Annotated in this window: 10 protein-coding genes and 1 pseudogene; 6 read left to right on the plus strand and 5 right to left on the minus strand. The window is 63.9% G+C overall.

The features are described 5' to 3' along the window. Positions 1-25: 25 nt before the first annotated feature. The 3 genes from RT2_RS19925 to RT2_RS19935 form a co-directional block, all read right to left on the minus strand. Entirely contained in the window at positions 26-937 is a 912-nt protein-coding gene (locus RT2_RS19925) for a TauD/TfdA dioxygenase family protein (protein ID WP_072846606.1), read from the minus strand. Between the two features lie 93 nt (positions 938-1030). Then, complete coding sequence (locus RT2_RS19930) at positions 1031-2005, minus strand: quinone oxidoreductase family protein (RefSeq protein WP_072846548.1); 975 nt, start codon at positions 2003-2005, stop codon at positions 1031-1033. A 104-nt stretch (positions 2006-2109) separates the two neighbouring features. After that, the gene (locus RT2_RS19935; RefSeq protein WP_083577508.1) at positions 2110-3147 is read right to left on the minus strand and encodes a TauD/TfdA family dioxygenase; all 1038 of its coding nucleotides are present in this window, start codon (positions 3145-3147) and stop codon (positions 2110-2112) included. A gap of 120 nt (positions 3148-3267) precedes the next feature. On the opposite strand from RT2_RS19935, the gene RT2_RS19940 reads away from it, so the two are divergent. Together RT2_RS19940 and RT2_RS26580 are read left to right on the plus strand one after the other, a co-directional pair. Then, on the plus strand, positions 3268-4290 hold the full coding sequence (locus RT2_RS19940; RefSeq protein WP_072846550.1) for an AraC family transcriptional regulator: 1023 nt from the start codon (positions 3268-3270) through the stop codon (positions 4288-4290). Positions 4291-4296: 6 nt separating this feature from the next. After that, a pseudogene (locus RT2_RS26580) lies at positions 4297-4606 on the plus strand (IS3 family transposase); the annotation flags it as partial. Positions 4607-4658: 52 nt separating this feature from the next. Here RT2_RS26580 and RT2_RS25560 read toward each other — a convergent pair. Beyond that, positions 4659-5657, minus strand: coding sequence for a hypothetical protein (locus tag RT2_RS25560; protein WP_139191165.1), 999 nt, complete (start codon positions 5655-5657; stop codon positions 4659-4661). Positions 5658-6591: 934 nt separating this feature from the next. Between RT2_RS25560 and RT2_RS19955 the strand changes: the two genes are divergently transcribed. The 3 genes from RT2_RS19955 (at position 6592) to RT2_RS19965 (ending at position 10180) form a co-directional block, all read left to right on the plus strand. After that, positions 6592-7533, plus strand: a complete 942-nt coding sequence (locus tag RT2_RS19955; protein WP_072846552.1) for a site-specific integrase — start codon at positions 6592-6594, stop codon at positions 7531-7533. 155 nt (positions 7534-7688) lie between these two features. Then, the gene (locus RT2_RS19960; protein ID WP_245709232.1) at positions 7689-8462 is read left to right on the plus strand and encodes a hypothetical protein; all 774 of its coding nucleotides are present in this window, start codon (positions 7689-7691) and stop codon (positions 8460-8462) included. Between the two features lie 116 nt (positions 8463-8578). Next, positions 8579-10180 (plus strand): hypothetical protein, encoded by a 1602-nt coding sequence (locus RT2_RS19965; protein ID WP_174556734.1) that lies wholly within the window; start codon positions 8579-8581, stop codon positions 10178-10180. Between the two features lie 431 nt (positions 10181-10611). On the opposite strand, the gene RT2_RS19970 is transcribed toward RT2_RS19965, so the two are convergent. Then, positions 10612-10977, minus strand: a complete 366-nt coding sequence (locus RT2_RS19970) for a hypothetical protein (protein ID WP_139191166.1) — start codon at positions 10975-10977, stop codon at positions 10612-10614. A gap of 228 nt (positions 10978-11205) precedes the next feature. Between RT2_RS19970 and RT2_RS25565 the strand changes: the two genes are divergently transcribed. Next, positions 11206-11679, plus strand: coding sequence for a hypothetical protein (locus tag RT2_RS25565; protein WP_092775969.1), 474 nt, complete (start codon positions 11206-11208; stop codon positions 11677-11679). The last annotated feature ends 1325 nt before the right edge of the window (positions 11680-13004 follow it).

The raw sequence follows: 13004 nt of genomic DNA on the forward strand, positions 1-13004 counted from the left end.
TTTCAGTGCAAGTGGTCTGGGCGACTCAGAAAGTGGGGTCGCCGATGATGCCGGCGCGCTCCATCTTTCGGACCGCCGGCCAGTAGTCCTGGACTGCGTAGTGCTGGGTCGACCGGTTGTCCCAGATGGCGACGCTGTTAGGGGTCCATCGCCAGCGCACCTGGTACTCCGGGATCGAGGCCTGGCTGACCAGGTAGCGCAGCAGGTCGCCGGCGCCGGGGGCGTAGTCGATTCCGCAGCGCACGTTGTCGAGGGTGTGGAAGTTGGTGAGGTGGGTGGTGAAGACGTTGACGAACAGGATCTTCTCGCCCGTCTCCGGGTGGGTGCGGACCACCGGGTGCTCGGGGTCTGGGAACCGCTCCTTGAGCTCGAGACGCTTCTCGATCGGCATGCGGGCGCCGAACGTCGCCTCGATGCTGTGGCGCGCCCGCAGGTCCGCGATCTGCTCCTTGACGCGCTCGGGCAGCCGTTCGTAGGCCAGCGCCATGTTCACCCAGATGGTGTCGCCGCCGACCTTCGGTCCCTCGACGCACCGGAGCACGGATCCCATCGGCGGGTTCTCACGCCAGGTGGCGTCACAGTGGAATGAGTTCTCGAAACGCTCAGGGGGACTGTCGAGGTCCTTGTAGATCCGGACCAGACCTGCGTGCTCCGGGTCGCTGCCAACAACCGGGTGATCCTCGAGCGGGCCGAACCGCTCGGCCAATGCCACATGCTCGGCCCGACTCATGTCCTGATCGCGAAAGAAGAGCACCTTGTACTCGAGCAGCAGCGACTTCAGTTCGGCGAACAGATCGTCATCGCGAGAGACCTCGGCGAGATCGACCCCGCTCAGCTCCGCGCCGATGGAACAGGTGAGGGGCTCAACGGTGATAGACCGCGCCGAGGTGCGCTGATCGCCCTGTCGCACGAGATCACTGTCAATTGTGGTGTTCATGGCGTACTCCATTGCTGGCTGGGTCCGTTGGCAACCGGCCTGAAAGAACCTCGGCGAGCTACCACGTGTGAACGGACGAACTGGGAGAGACGATTAGAGGGTGAAGACCGAAGATCCGGTGGTGCGCCCGGACTCGAGGTCGGTGTGCGCACGCACCGCGTCGTCGAGCTCGTAGCGCTGGTTGATCTCGATCGAGATCCGGCCCGCCGCAACGTGTCCGAACAACTCGGCTGACAGCGCGGCCTTCTCTGCGGGGTCCGCGATGTAGTCCGCAAGCGCCGGCCGGGTCACGTAGATCGAACCGTTGAGGGCGAGCTGGTGCGCATCGATCGGCGGGATCGGGCCGGAGGCGGTGCCGAAGCACGCCAGCAGTCCACGCCGAGCAACCGACTTCAGAGAGCTTTCGAACGTGGCGGCCCCGATGCTGTCGAACACCACAGAGGCGCCCTTGCCATCCGTGAGATCGCGGACTCGACTGGCAACATCCTCGCGCGTGTAGATGATCACCTCGTCGCACCCGTGCGCTCGGGCAACCTCTGCCTTCTGGTCGCTCGACACCGACCCGATTACCCGCAGTCCGAGGATCTTGGCCCACTGCAGGAAGATCAGTCCGACCCCGCCCGCGGCCGCGTGCAACAGCACGGTCTGTCCGGCCTTCAGATCCCAGATTCGCGTCATGAGATACGACGTCGTCAGTCCGCGCATTGTCATCGCCGCGGCGGTCTCGAAAGGGATGGCGTCTGGCAGGGCGATCAGGTGCTTCGCCGGCATGACTCGCTCTGTGCTGTATGCGCCGAGGGGGCTGCCGGTGTATGTGACCCGGTCGCCCGGCTGGAAGCCGTCGACTCCCTCCCCGACCGCCTCGACGACTCCGGCCGCCTCGACACCCATTCCCGCCGGCAGCGCGGCCGGATAGAAGCCGGTGCGGTAGTAGATATCCGCGAAGTTCAGGCCCACCGCTCCGTGCCGCACGCGGACCTCGCCGGGGCCGGGATCGCCGACCTCGACGGATTCCAGCTTGAGGACCTCGGGTCCACCGATCTCGTAGTAGCGGATGGCCTTGGCCATGTGATTCTCCTTCGTGCTTCAGCCGTTGCCGACACAGGGCGCGGCGACGGTCGGTGTTGTTTCGCAATAGCCGGAATGTGCTCTGGTGCTGTGCGCCAGCCCCGTCAGGACTGAACGGTCGACTGCCCTGGACGCAGTGGCCGACCGATGTGAGAAGGCATGACCACATCGCGAGGAGTCACCCCACCGCGACCGCCTCGGCCGTCGGGCCAGATGAAGTTCGGAGGCAACGCGCGTCCGTCGCGGAGGGTCAGCCAGAGCCGGAACAAGTCCGTGGCCGTCCGGTCGTGTGGCCCGCGTCGGGTCTGCGCATGCAGTACCGCGTAGTTGTTGAACAGGTGGATGTCGCCGGGCCGGATCTCGACCTCGAACCGCAACCGTGCTGAGTCGAGTCGCTGGTCGATGAGGTCGAACAGCTCGAAGTCCTCGGGCTCGAGCTTCGGTATATCCGAAAACCGTTGTGCAGAAACAGTATCTTGTCGGGAGTAGCGGATACTTAGTTTGCCATCGAACCAGCATGCCAATGGTGCCGCGCGGTAAGGCAGCTCTTCGGGAAGGTGCTCTCCTCGGCGGTCCAGGTAGTAGGTTCCGAACATGCGCTCGGCGAGCTTTGGCCAGCCGGCGAGAATCTCATTGAAGACCTCGGTGGAACTGACCACGACGGACTGACCTCCTGACTGCAGGCCGAGCACCGCAGTGATATCGGATCCGTCGGACGTGAGTTGTGCCGTGCCCGCGGTAGTCGGCCGCACGCGGTCAACCATGTGGCCGTAGGCATCTTGTGATACCGCGATGCCGAGGTGCTGACCGATTCCCCACAGGATTGTCCGGAGGTCGGACTCGCTGTAACGCTCGGTCGGGAGACCCCGGATGACTCCGAACCCGTAGCCATCGTCGAGATCCGTCGCCAACTGGTGCAGTCGCGCGGCCAAGTGGGGGAGCGGAAAGTGCTCAGCCCGCAGTTTGAGGACGGGTAGACCGCACGACCTGGAATGATTCAGCGCGGAGTCAACTTCGGCGACATCCGATGACGTCAGCCGCAAACGCCAGCCAGTGGAGCCGGCGATGTCGCTGGCGCGCCAGGCAGGACGTTGCTGCAGAGCGCCGGGCGAGGAAGCACAGATCCCGAGTTGTCCATACATCGTTTTTCCTTCCTGGCGAGTGCAGTCTGTGATGTAAACGACACTAGGTAGGAGCTTCGGTTAGCGCTTACCCTGACGGGCGGATGACTTTACAATTTGGGCACCAGGGAGGGTGTTGACGTGAAACCCCTAGCTCGCTACGCAACGCTGAACGGCTACCTCGAGGTGTGTCGAACGGTGGGGATCGAGCCACGGCCGCTGATGACCAGCATGGGCATCGACGCCGCGGGCCTGGGGATGCAGGATCGATGGGTCTCCGCTGCGGCGATTGCAAGACTTCTCGAGCTGTCCGCTGTCAGGTCCGGGCACGATGACTTCGGGCTGTTACTGGCAGAACAACGCCAGTTCTCGAGTCTCGGTCCGCTCAGCCTGGTAGTCCGGGACGAACCAAATGTTCGAAGCGCGATGCGAATCCTTTCCCGCTACAACCACGTGTACAACGAGGCGCTGCGGGCGCAGGTCTTTGAGGCAAGTGACGTGACGACGGTGCGCATCGACGCGGATCTGGGGGAGCCCATCGAAGCCCGGCAATTCGTTGAACTCGCGGTGGCCGCGCTGTTCAGGTTGCTGCGTAGCTTCATCGGCGCACGCTGGCAGCCACTCGCAGTGTGCCTTCCCCACTCTGCTCCCGCGGACACGAGTACTCACCGGCGGATCTTCGGCGCGGTAGTCAACTTCGATCACGACTTTGCTGGAATCGTCATCGAGACACGCGATCTCGATTCGCCGAACCGGATGTCGAATCCGGCGCTTCGCCAGTACACGCATAGGGTCCTCGACTCGTTCGCAGATCCCCGAGACGTGAGCGTTGCTCATCGAGTCCGTGAATCAATCGAGATCCTGCTACCGACCGGGCGGTGCAGCGCTGAACTCGTCGCGCGCAGTCTGGGCACGGACCGGCGGTCGCTGCACCGGCGCCTGGCCGAAACCGGCCAGACCTACTCAACGATCCTGAACTCGGCACGTACCGAACTTGCTGAACGGATGGTCGGCCGGACCGGCGTCAGTCTCACCGAGATCGCCGATCTTCTTGCCTTTTCTGCACCGAGTAGCTTCTCGCGATGGTTCCACGAACAATTCGGGTGCAGTCCCACGCAATGGCGTATTCAAGCCGGGACTGCTTCAGGTTCGGTTGACACCTGACCTGCGGTCGGTACGATCGTCCACTGCGATCGCGGCAGCCAGTTCCGATTTAGGAGGTTCGTACTCGAACTGTCCCGCAACTGATTACAGGGTTCCATGGGGAGGTGCGGCGCGTGTATAGACATTGCTGCGGTGGAGTCCTTTTCGCGATCTCGCATAGGAACGTCCGGGATGGGCAAACCGGGCCACTCGGGAGCAACTGCGTCTGGCGATCGTGATCTGGATCGGGCAGACCTATCACCGCAGGCGCCGGCACCTCGGAATGCTCACGCCAGTCGAGCTTGAGACAATCAACCAAGCCGCACACGCGGTTTGAAGCACCCAACCTCACGAGTTGACCGAAGTGGGGGCACCACCTCGGTCGAGAACTAGGCGTCGTGAGCCAGGCCAACATCCGGTGAGGACTTCGGTTCGAGCGTGTTCGATTCGGCCCACCATTCCTCGGCCCGAGAACGGATCGCCGCCTTGATGTCGTCCTGTTCGAGCGGAACGAGGATTGTCGTCGTGGTGCGTCCGATGTTGCCCATCGAGCCGCCGATGAGGTGGACCTTGTCGGGCCCGATGACGTACCTATCGTGGATTGTCCGCTTTGGGGCCTGCCTCAGCTCAACATGCTGGTACCCAGGTGTCGATATCAGGACTCGCAACTCAATGACTTCTCGCGGCTTGAGATTTGGCCCGACCAGCACGCGGGCGGTCTGTGTGAACTCGACGATCTGCATAAGCTCGGGCGCGTGCAGGTATGGATCGATGATCAGGCACTCGCCCTGTTCCCCGATCGCACCGAGCAGCCTTCCCCATGCCAGCGCATCACCAGCATCAAGGACTAGCGGTTGGAGGTCATCGTTGCCGCTTACCTCCATCTCGTGAGCGCGGAGGAGCGCCAGGCCGAGCGGCGTGAGGGACATGCCTTTATCGGCCTTCTTGGTCAGCCAGCCGAGGCGGCGGAGTTGTTTCACCGTGTTTTCGGGTGGGCCATCAGGTGCATACAAGGCTGGCTTGCCTGGCGTAGACGGCGTGCTTACCACAGACGTGAAGACCGAATGAAAGCCCTCCAACGGCCTATTCATTCGAGCTATCGCCTCAGTCGCCGACATCATCTCAGGAAAGATGTTGCTGGCCATCGCGAATGCGCCGATGTTGTCCCGTGCCGAGCCGCCTAGGCCACCGAAGATGGCAGCTTCAGCTAACCCTGGAATTCCGGGATTCGCAGGGACTGCAGGGCGAATGAGCGCGCCCTTCTCGCCGGGAAGAGGACTCGGTCGATCGAGCCACTCAAGGACATTTCGAGCCGTTGGGTTGTGTCCTCCCAAGTTTGCGGCCCGAATAAACGTCAGCGCGCGGTGCTGCTTGTCGTCGATGATCACGAGGACAATGTCGCACAGACCTGGGCGGACTCCCTGGTACGGCTGTCAACGTCCATTGCGGAGCACGCTCAGGGGGCTGCCGCGCGACCCCGAAAACCGGCCTTCAATCACACCTGGAACGACAGGTTCGGACAGTCGTGCGTTCGCGAAGTCGATTATTGCCAGGGCTCTAAGAGATCATCCGTCGCCCCCGATATGTGCCGAGTCCCTGATCGGTTGACAGCGCAGCACTGTCGCAGTCGGTAAGCGGCGGGCTTTGTACGTAGACGTGCCTGGAGTTCGATGAGCCTCTGGCGTGGCGGGGCATCGAGTGTCGGGGGTCGCGATGGAAGGTCGACCATTGTCGGCCCGTGGTGCAACGTCGGCGGGTAGGGGGCACCGCCCCTGACTCGGCGCCCCGCTCTTCACCAAGCCCAACAACGTCGGTGGCCCTCCGCTGGCGTTGTGAACCGCGCCGTACCACCCCTGGCACCGCGCTTCGGGTAATCCGCAGCAGTAGTTCTTGCGGGCCCGCTCGATCAATTTTAGTCGCGAATCGATGTGGTGGGGAGCCCCGAAGATTGCCGTTGAACTGCCCTGGGTGGTCAGCTTGTGCACGCCGTTTGGCGGCTCGCCATCTGCCGCTCGTCGAGAAGGTCTACAACGCGAAATATCGACTACCGTAGGTGGTAACACCACCTGAATTCCACCCCCCTTGTTCTGCACCCACGCAGAACAAGGATCGTCGTGTGTTTACGCCAGGGTGGTGATCGATAGTCGCATCTGAAACCTCGAAGGACACCGAGGTCCATTCGGTGCCCTTGCGGAAATCGTCAGCCAGGATCCTGCGGGATCATCTGTGATTCATGAGGTTGTGACCACTCATGACAATACTCCTCTGCGCCCTGACCGGGCCAGAACGTTCACAGCGCACTATGCGTGGCGGTGATCGGTGATGGCTGCGTATCGGCGCCGCACCGACGATCCAGAGTCGATCGCGGCATGCATCCAAGATTTCGAACCACGCTCGGTCGACCCCGACTCGTGGTCGGCGGTCGAGCCGTGGGTGCGGGAGACGGTCGAACTGTCCAGCCCACGGCTGCACAGTGAGGCCGCCAGCTCGTTGCGGGCCCTGTCACGGTTCGCGGCGTGGGTAGTCGACGTGGGCCTCACCCTCGACCGCGAGGCCGTCCTGACACCGGAGGTGCTCGAGCGATATCGGCTGTCCGGGATACGCCAGTTGGCGCCGACGTCGAGGTCGACGGAGGTGTCGCGGTTACGGCGGATCGCCCGGGAGGTGACCCGTCGGGCGCCGTGGCCGGCGGACGACCAGCGTGCGCCGCGGCAGGGACTGTCGCCGCCGTACACAGACGAGCAGGTCGACGCCTACTGGGCGGCCGCGAGCGCACAGAACGGGCCGTTCCGGGTGCAGGCAATGAGAGCCACGCTGGCGCTGACCCTCGGGGTCGGGGCCCGGGCAAGGGAACTGTTCTCGATCACGAGAGCCGACATAGTCGAGGTCGGGGGAGTGCGGGCGGTGCGTCTCGGGGCCGGGCCGGAGGGAAGGGTCGTTCCGGTTCGGGCCCAGTGGGTGGAAGGACTTGACGAGGTGGCTGCCGGTGCGGGGTCGGGGCCGTTGGTGGCTTCGCGCCGCACGGGCCGTGATCAGGCGGCTGCGTTGCTCGCGTCGTTCGAGTATCCGGTGGGGGTTCCGAGGTTGATGGTGCCTCGCCTGCGGTCGACGTGGCTGACCGGGGTGTTGTCCGATTGTGGTGTCGCGGAGATCTTCTCGGCCGCAGGGATCGTGAGTGGGAAGGCCTTCTCGGACCTTCTTCCGTATCTGCCTGCGCCGCAGGTCGGTTCGCTGAGCTGGCGGCGGTTGGGAGGGCAGCAATGATGGCGCCTCGGACTCCGGAGGAGATAATCGAGCTGTACACCCCGCACATGCCGGAACACGAGTGGGAGGAGATCGGGCCGTTCGTGCGGGACGTCGTCCGGCGGGGATTCGCGCCGACGCAGGTGGCTCAGGTCGCGACGGGCCGAATCGGGATCGTGACGTCGCTGGTGCGGTGGGCGCTCGAACAAGGTCTGCCGCTCGACGTCGAGCAGATCTTTCATCCGGCGACGGTGAACAGGTATGCCGTCACCATCGGCGGGTTGTCGGACGCGACGCGCTGTACGCGGCGTTCCACTTTGACGACACTGTCGCGGCGCATCACTCGGACGGCTCCGTGGGAGCCACCCCGTGAAGTGTTGCGTTATCCCCGCTCGACGGTGCCGTACTCGGGAACACAAGTCTCGCAACTGTTGTGGTGGGCGCCGCGGCAGCGGAGCACGGTGCGCCAGCAGGGTCTTGCCGCGGCTGTGGCGCTCGGCGTCGGTGCGGGGTTGCGTGGCACCGAGATGTTGGGTGTCCGAGCCTCGGACGTCCGGCGGCGTGGTGAGCATGTGATCGTCGCCGTACGGGGACCGAGAGCGCGGCAGGTTCCGGTCCGGCCAGAGTATGCCGCCGCGGTGCTCGACGCGGCCGAGCAGGCGGGTGGCGGTCACCTGTTCCGGGACCCGGTGCCCCGCGTCGAGTTCGTGGGGCTCCTCCTGGGGAGGTGCGAGGTCCCTGCCGGGCTGGAACCGGTGACGGCGTCGCGGCTGCGGTTGACGTGGGAGGTTGCCATGGTGCAGGCCCTTCCGCTGCCGGTGTTCATGAGGATGTCGGGGCTGACGAATACCAACAGGCTCAGCGACATTCTTGATGGCATCACGCAGAGGAAGCGGCGGTGGTGGACGAGCGCAGAGCTCGATGCCCTCGCGGAGGCGGTGCCGTGGTGACGAAGCAGTCGCGCCCGTGCCACCGCCGGCCAGCAGCGGATGCCGGCCGCGTGCGGCGTCTGCACGAGGTGAGCACCGCGGTGTACCGCACCGAGCCGTGGCAGTTTAGGCGCGTCATGGCCATGATCGAACACTGCGCGGCACGCGATTTCGTGCGCGAGGTATTCGAGCACCACCGCGGTGCACACCGGGTGTTCTCGGCCGACGCATTCCTGGCCGCCTACGTCGTCACTCCGATGCTCGGTATCCCGATGCATCAGACGAACGTGACCGCGGTGGTCCGCGGGTGGACCAACGGGCAGCGCCGGGCCCTGGGGCTGCCTCCGCACGCCGACATCAAATACAAGTCGGTCAATGACGCGTTGCGCCGTCTGATGTGGGCGTGCCTGTCGCCTCGGTATCCGGAATGGGACGAGCGGTCCTTCGCCCAGGCACTGCTCGATGCGTCCCTGTGGTGCCATCCGCCGACCGGTGCCGTCGCTCTGGACTCGACCGACGTCTCGACCTGGGCGCGGGTCCGGTATCGCAAGCCGCTCGTCGACGCCGACCCCGACGGGTTGCCGCCGCCTGATCATCCGCTTGCCCCACTGGACCCGAAGCACCCCCACGCCCGCAGACGCGGGCACCACCTTCCCGACGCACCTGTCGGGGCGGACATCCGCTACATCTACACGGTCGATGTTACCGCTCGGATGGGCTGGCGCAGCGCAGAGTTCGAGGAGACCTGCTACTTCTGCGGCTTCGATCTGCACGTCATTACCGACGTCCCGCCAGCTCCCGGAAGAGGCCCCGTAGTGCACGTCGCACGGGCGATGAACCTGTCGCCGGCGGGGTCGAACAAGGGAGTCGGTGGCCTGCCGGCCGTGCGTGCACTGGGGGCCACAATTCCCAAGCCGCGCCAGCTCATCGCCGACCGTGCATACAACTACGTCACCAACGCCCGCTTTGCGCTGCCAGTCTGGCGACTCGGCTACACCACCATCTACGACCTGCACCCGAACCAGCACGGCACGCATCCTGGCCCCAAAGACACTCACACCCAGTGGATCGACGGCACCCTCTATCCGGAGAGCCTGCCGGAGGGGCTCGAGGACCTCGACCCGATCGACATCGAGATGAGCGCCGCCGTGCGGGCCCGGACCGAGTTGCGACACCAGGCACGCCAGGCCTACGCCTTCGTCCCGCACGGGGCCCGTCGAGCCGACGGGTCACGTCGCTACCGCGGGCCCGCCGTCGAGCCGGCCCGGGTCCGCTGCCCGAACAACCCCGTCTCGATGCGTGCGTCGCAGAGCCTGCCGACGACCGCCTGCACGCCGGGAAAGGCCTGCGGTTGTGGCCGAACCCTCACCTTGTACGACACGGACTTTCCCGACCTGCGGATGCCGTTCCAACACGGCACGCTCGCGTGGGAGGCGTCGTATCACCGCAGGGTCGGCATCGAGAGCATCTTCGCCGACCTGAAGCAGAACCGGCTGGCGGTGCACCGCGGCTTCTTCCGTGGCTTCGGGATCCGCCGCTACACATTGCTAGTCGGATTCACCCTCGCCGCGCTCAATCTTCTCAACCTGCACGACTGGTACTCCAAGCGTGAGTGCCTCGATCCGTGGGGCCGGTTCCTCGGTGAACCGGAACCAGAGCACACACCACACTGGCGGCGGCGTTACCTCGTCTCCGTGCGACACGAGGAGTCGTCGGCGGCTGCCCGCTCCGGCAGATAGCTACCCCGCCCCGGCAGCGAAATCCACTGGATTCCGTGGCTCGACCTCGACCGCATCGCGGAAGCGGCCGTCCGTAGCTGCTTCGGGATCGATATTCGGCCCAGCCTGGATGCGAATCGCGCCGTAATCGGGTCGGAGGTCCGCTGAATCGGGCCAGCTGGGTCCAGTTGAGGGGAATCTGTCTCGGAAACCAGGCAGCGGGTCCAATTGGTGAACGCAACGGGCGTTGATGGGTGAACACCCCGTGGAGGGGTGTTCACCTATCGCGGAGCGTGGTGGGCTGCATGCGGATTGGATAGGTCTACCGGGCGGTAATCACACTTAAGGATGGCTCCAGATCACACAGATCTGGAAGAGTTCTAGGTCTTGTCAGTCCGGGGACGTGCAGCCTGCCGGCCTCGGCTCGGCCCGCTGAGCTTATCGAGCCCGAGTCAACGTCGCGGGGTGTCGCTCCGGAGCGCGAGCGGTGCGTATGTGGAAGCCCCAACAATCGCGGCTGCAAAGAGGATCGACAGCGGGGCGACCGCATCAGCCACCGTCGAACTACCACCCATCAGGAAGGGAAGGGTAGCGACCGAGGTGACCGCGACGGCTGTGGTCAGGGCGAAGAGCAGGATCCTCTCAACGGTGCTGTCGCGCAGAAGTCCTCTCCGGATCACCGCGAGCGCGGCATTCCCGGCAGCGATGGCGATCCCGCCGAGAAACAACCCGGCCGGCAGCGCTAGAAGGAGGCCGATCGGAATCGCCGTTGCGCGACCGTTGGAGAAACCGGACGTCACAACTGCCCCGAAAAGCATGGCGCACACCACCGGCCAGATGACTGCGTAAGTTGTCCAGCTGTGCCTCGGCAACGGGTAGCTCCTCTGCTTGCACACTCGTATCAGTGAAACTGAATCCGTGCCGGATCCGTGCCGAGAGATGAACCCCACCACGGTCGTACCTCGACTGCACGGTCGTGGGATCGGCTGCTTGGCTGGATCTGGAACCTGGACTAGTAGGGAGTAGCGGTGGGATCAAGAGCACGAGTGATCGAGGCCGACCTCGAGGTGCAGCCTGGGTCTATGCTTCCGTTCCAGCAGGAAGATTCGCCGCTTCCGGGCCATTTTCCTGGCCGGGTTGGTGACATGCTTACGTGGGATGAGAGCCAGTTTTTACTGGTGGTTACCACCGGGACGCCATTGGGTGCGGTCGGCTTTCGAGCTGAAGAACACTCCGCACAGCCGCCGATGCAAGCGGCCGGGTGGGAGCAGTGTCAAGAGGTCTCGACACGGTTCGAGTCCGGAGAAGTCATATTTCGTGACCTCGACGCAAACGAGATGCTCCTCGCCGACAGTTTAATTTCGCGTCCCGGGTGGTACCGGATTCGGCTGTATGCAACAGGGCGGGATTCGGGTGTCGAATTGCAGGAGGTAGGGGACGATCTGGTCGAGCGATACCTGATGCAACTGTGGCCGGAGGGCCAGGAGAGATCAGCGATGCCACTGCACCAACTCGACTGACAGGTGTGGGGTCGAGAATCCGTCGAATCCGACCGTTCGGGCGGAGCTGCGTTGGAAACAGAGGTCCGATTTCGGCCGTGGTCCCAATCGGTGAACTCAACCGGCCTCAGTGGGTGAACACCTCGAGTACATGGAGGGGTGTTCACCAAAGGCGGTTCGTTCTGGGCTGCATGCGGATTGGATTGACCTACCGGTCGGTAGTCACACTTAAGGAGGGCTCCGGATCACGCAAGTCTGGAAGAGTTCCAAGTCTTGTCGGTCCGGTGCGCTCGAGTCTGGGATAAGCCAGCTCTCCCGGATAGGGATGCAGGACGGGGTTCCGGGACGCCTGCGCCGCCCTCTGGTCGAGGTTGGGTTTGCTACCAGATGTCAGATGGCCGTCCGCCGTGGCGTTCGTCAAACAGGACACCTTCCATCACTGGTTTGCGTGCACAACTGAAAGCGACATGCCCGCAGCGCCCCGCTGTCGCCACCGAGCGCCCAGCCTGCACTCGCATACCGTCCAGCAGCTTTCGTTACCTAAACGTGACCTTTGTTGCCTATGTCCAGTCCTCGCCGACCGTAGGTTTCGGCATCACCAACCCGCTCCAGACTCTAACTAGATAGGAGGTGAATCGAAATGAATGCTATTGGCGAGGCCATCACCAACTTCCTCATCGCGGCGGCATCAAGCATAGAAGGAATCTCTTCTATCTCAGCTGGAGCTGAGCCAACCCTCCCACCCGTCTGAGAACGAGTACCAGCGAGCGCTTGAATATCAGAAGATTCTCGGATCGCTCGGCTTGTACGAACATAAGCTCCCTTTCCTGGTAAGGAAAGGGAGCTTATGTTCGTACAAGCCTCATGAACCTGGGAGTAGATCGCTCACTATCGCCAGCACAGGAGGGCCTCACGTTTCTAACGGAGTGGCCTTCTGTGCATAGTTCGCTTTTCGACCGGATGCGTCCTGAACACAGGCGGCCGACATCGTTCGCCGCCACCTGAGGATGCGAGAACACCGCCATCCGTCAGCGCGAGTCACACCCTCGCCGCGCTCAATCTTCTCAACCTGCATGACTGGTACTGCAAGCGTGAGCGTCTCGATCCGTGGGGCCGGTTCCTCGGTGAACCGGAACCAGCGCACACGCCACGCCGGCGGCGTCACCTCGTCTCCATGCACCCTGACGAGTCGTCGGCGGCAGCCGAATTCGGCAGATAGCTACCCCGCCCCGGTAGCGAAATCCATGGATTCCGCGGCTCGACCTCGACCACATCACGGAAGCGGCCGTCCGTAGCTGCTTCGGGGGCGACATTCGGCCCAGTCTGGATGCGAATCGCGCCGCAAT

This window comes from Rhodococcus tukisamuensis NBRC 100609 (assembly GCF_001894985.1).
Classification (GTDB): domain Bacteria; phylum Actinomycetota; class Actinomycetes; order Mycobacteriales; family Mycobacteriaceae; genus Rhodococcus_G; species Rhodococcus_G tukisamuensis.

Coding starts and splice junctions, on each gene's coding strand:
- RT2_RS19970 (WP_139191166.1), bottom strand. CDS start 10,977: ATGCTTTTCGGGGCAGTTGTGACGTCCGGTTTCTCCAACGGTCGCGCA.
- RT2_RS19935 (WP_083577508.1), bottom strand. CDS start 3,147: ATGTATGGACAACTCGGGATCTGTGCTTCCTCGCCCGGCGCTCTGCAG.
- RT2_RS19965 (WP_174556734.1), top strand. CDS start 8,579: ATGGCCATGATCGAACACTGCGCGGCACGCGATTTCGTGCGCGAGGTA.
- RT2_RS19925 (WP_072846606.1), bottom strand. CDS start 937: ATGAACACCACAATTGACAGTGATCTCGTGCGACAGGGCGATCAGCGC.
- RT2_RS19930 (WP_072846548.1), bottom strand. CDS start 2,005: ATGGCCAAGGCCATCCGCTACTACGAGATCGGTGGACCCGAGGTCCTC.
- RT2_RS19955 (WP_072846552.1), top strand. CDS start 6,592: ATGGCTGCGTATCGGCGCCGCACCGACGATCCAGAGTCGATCGCGGCA.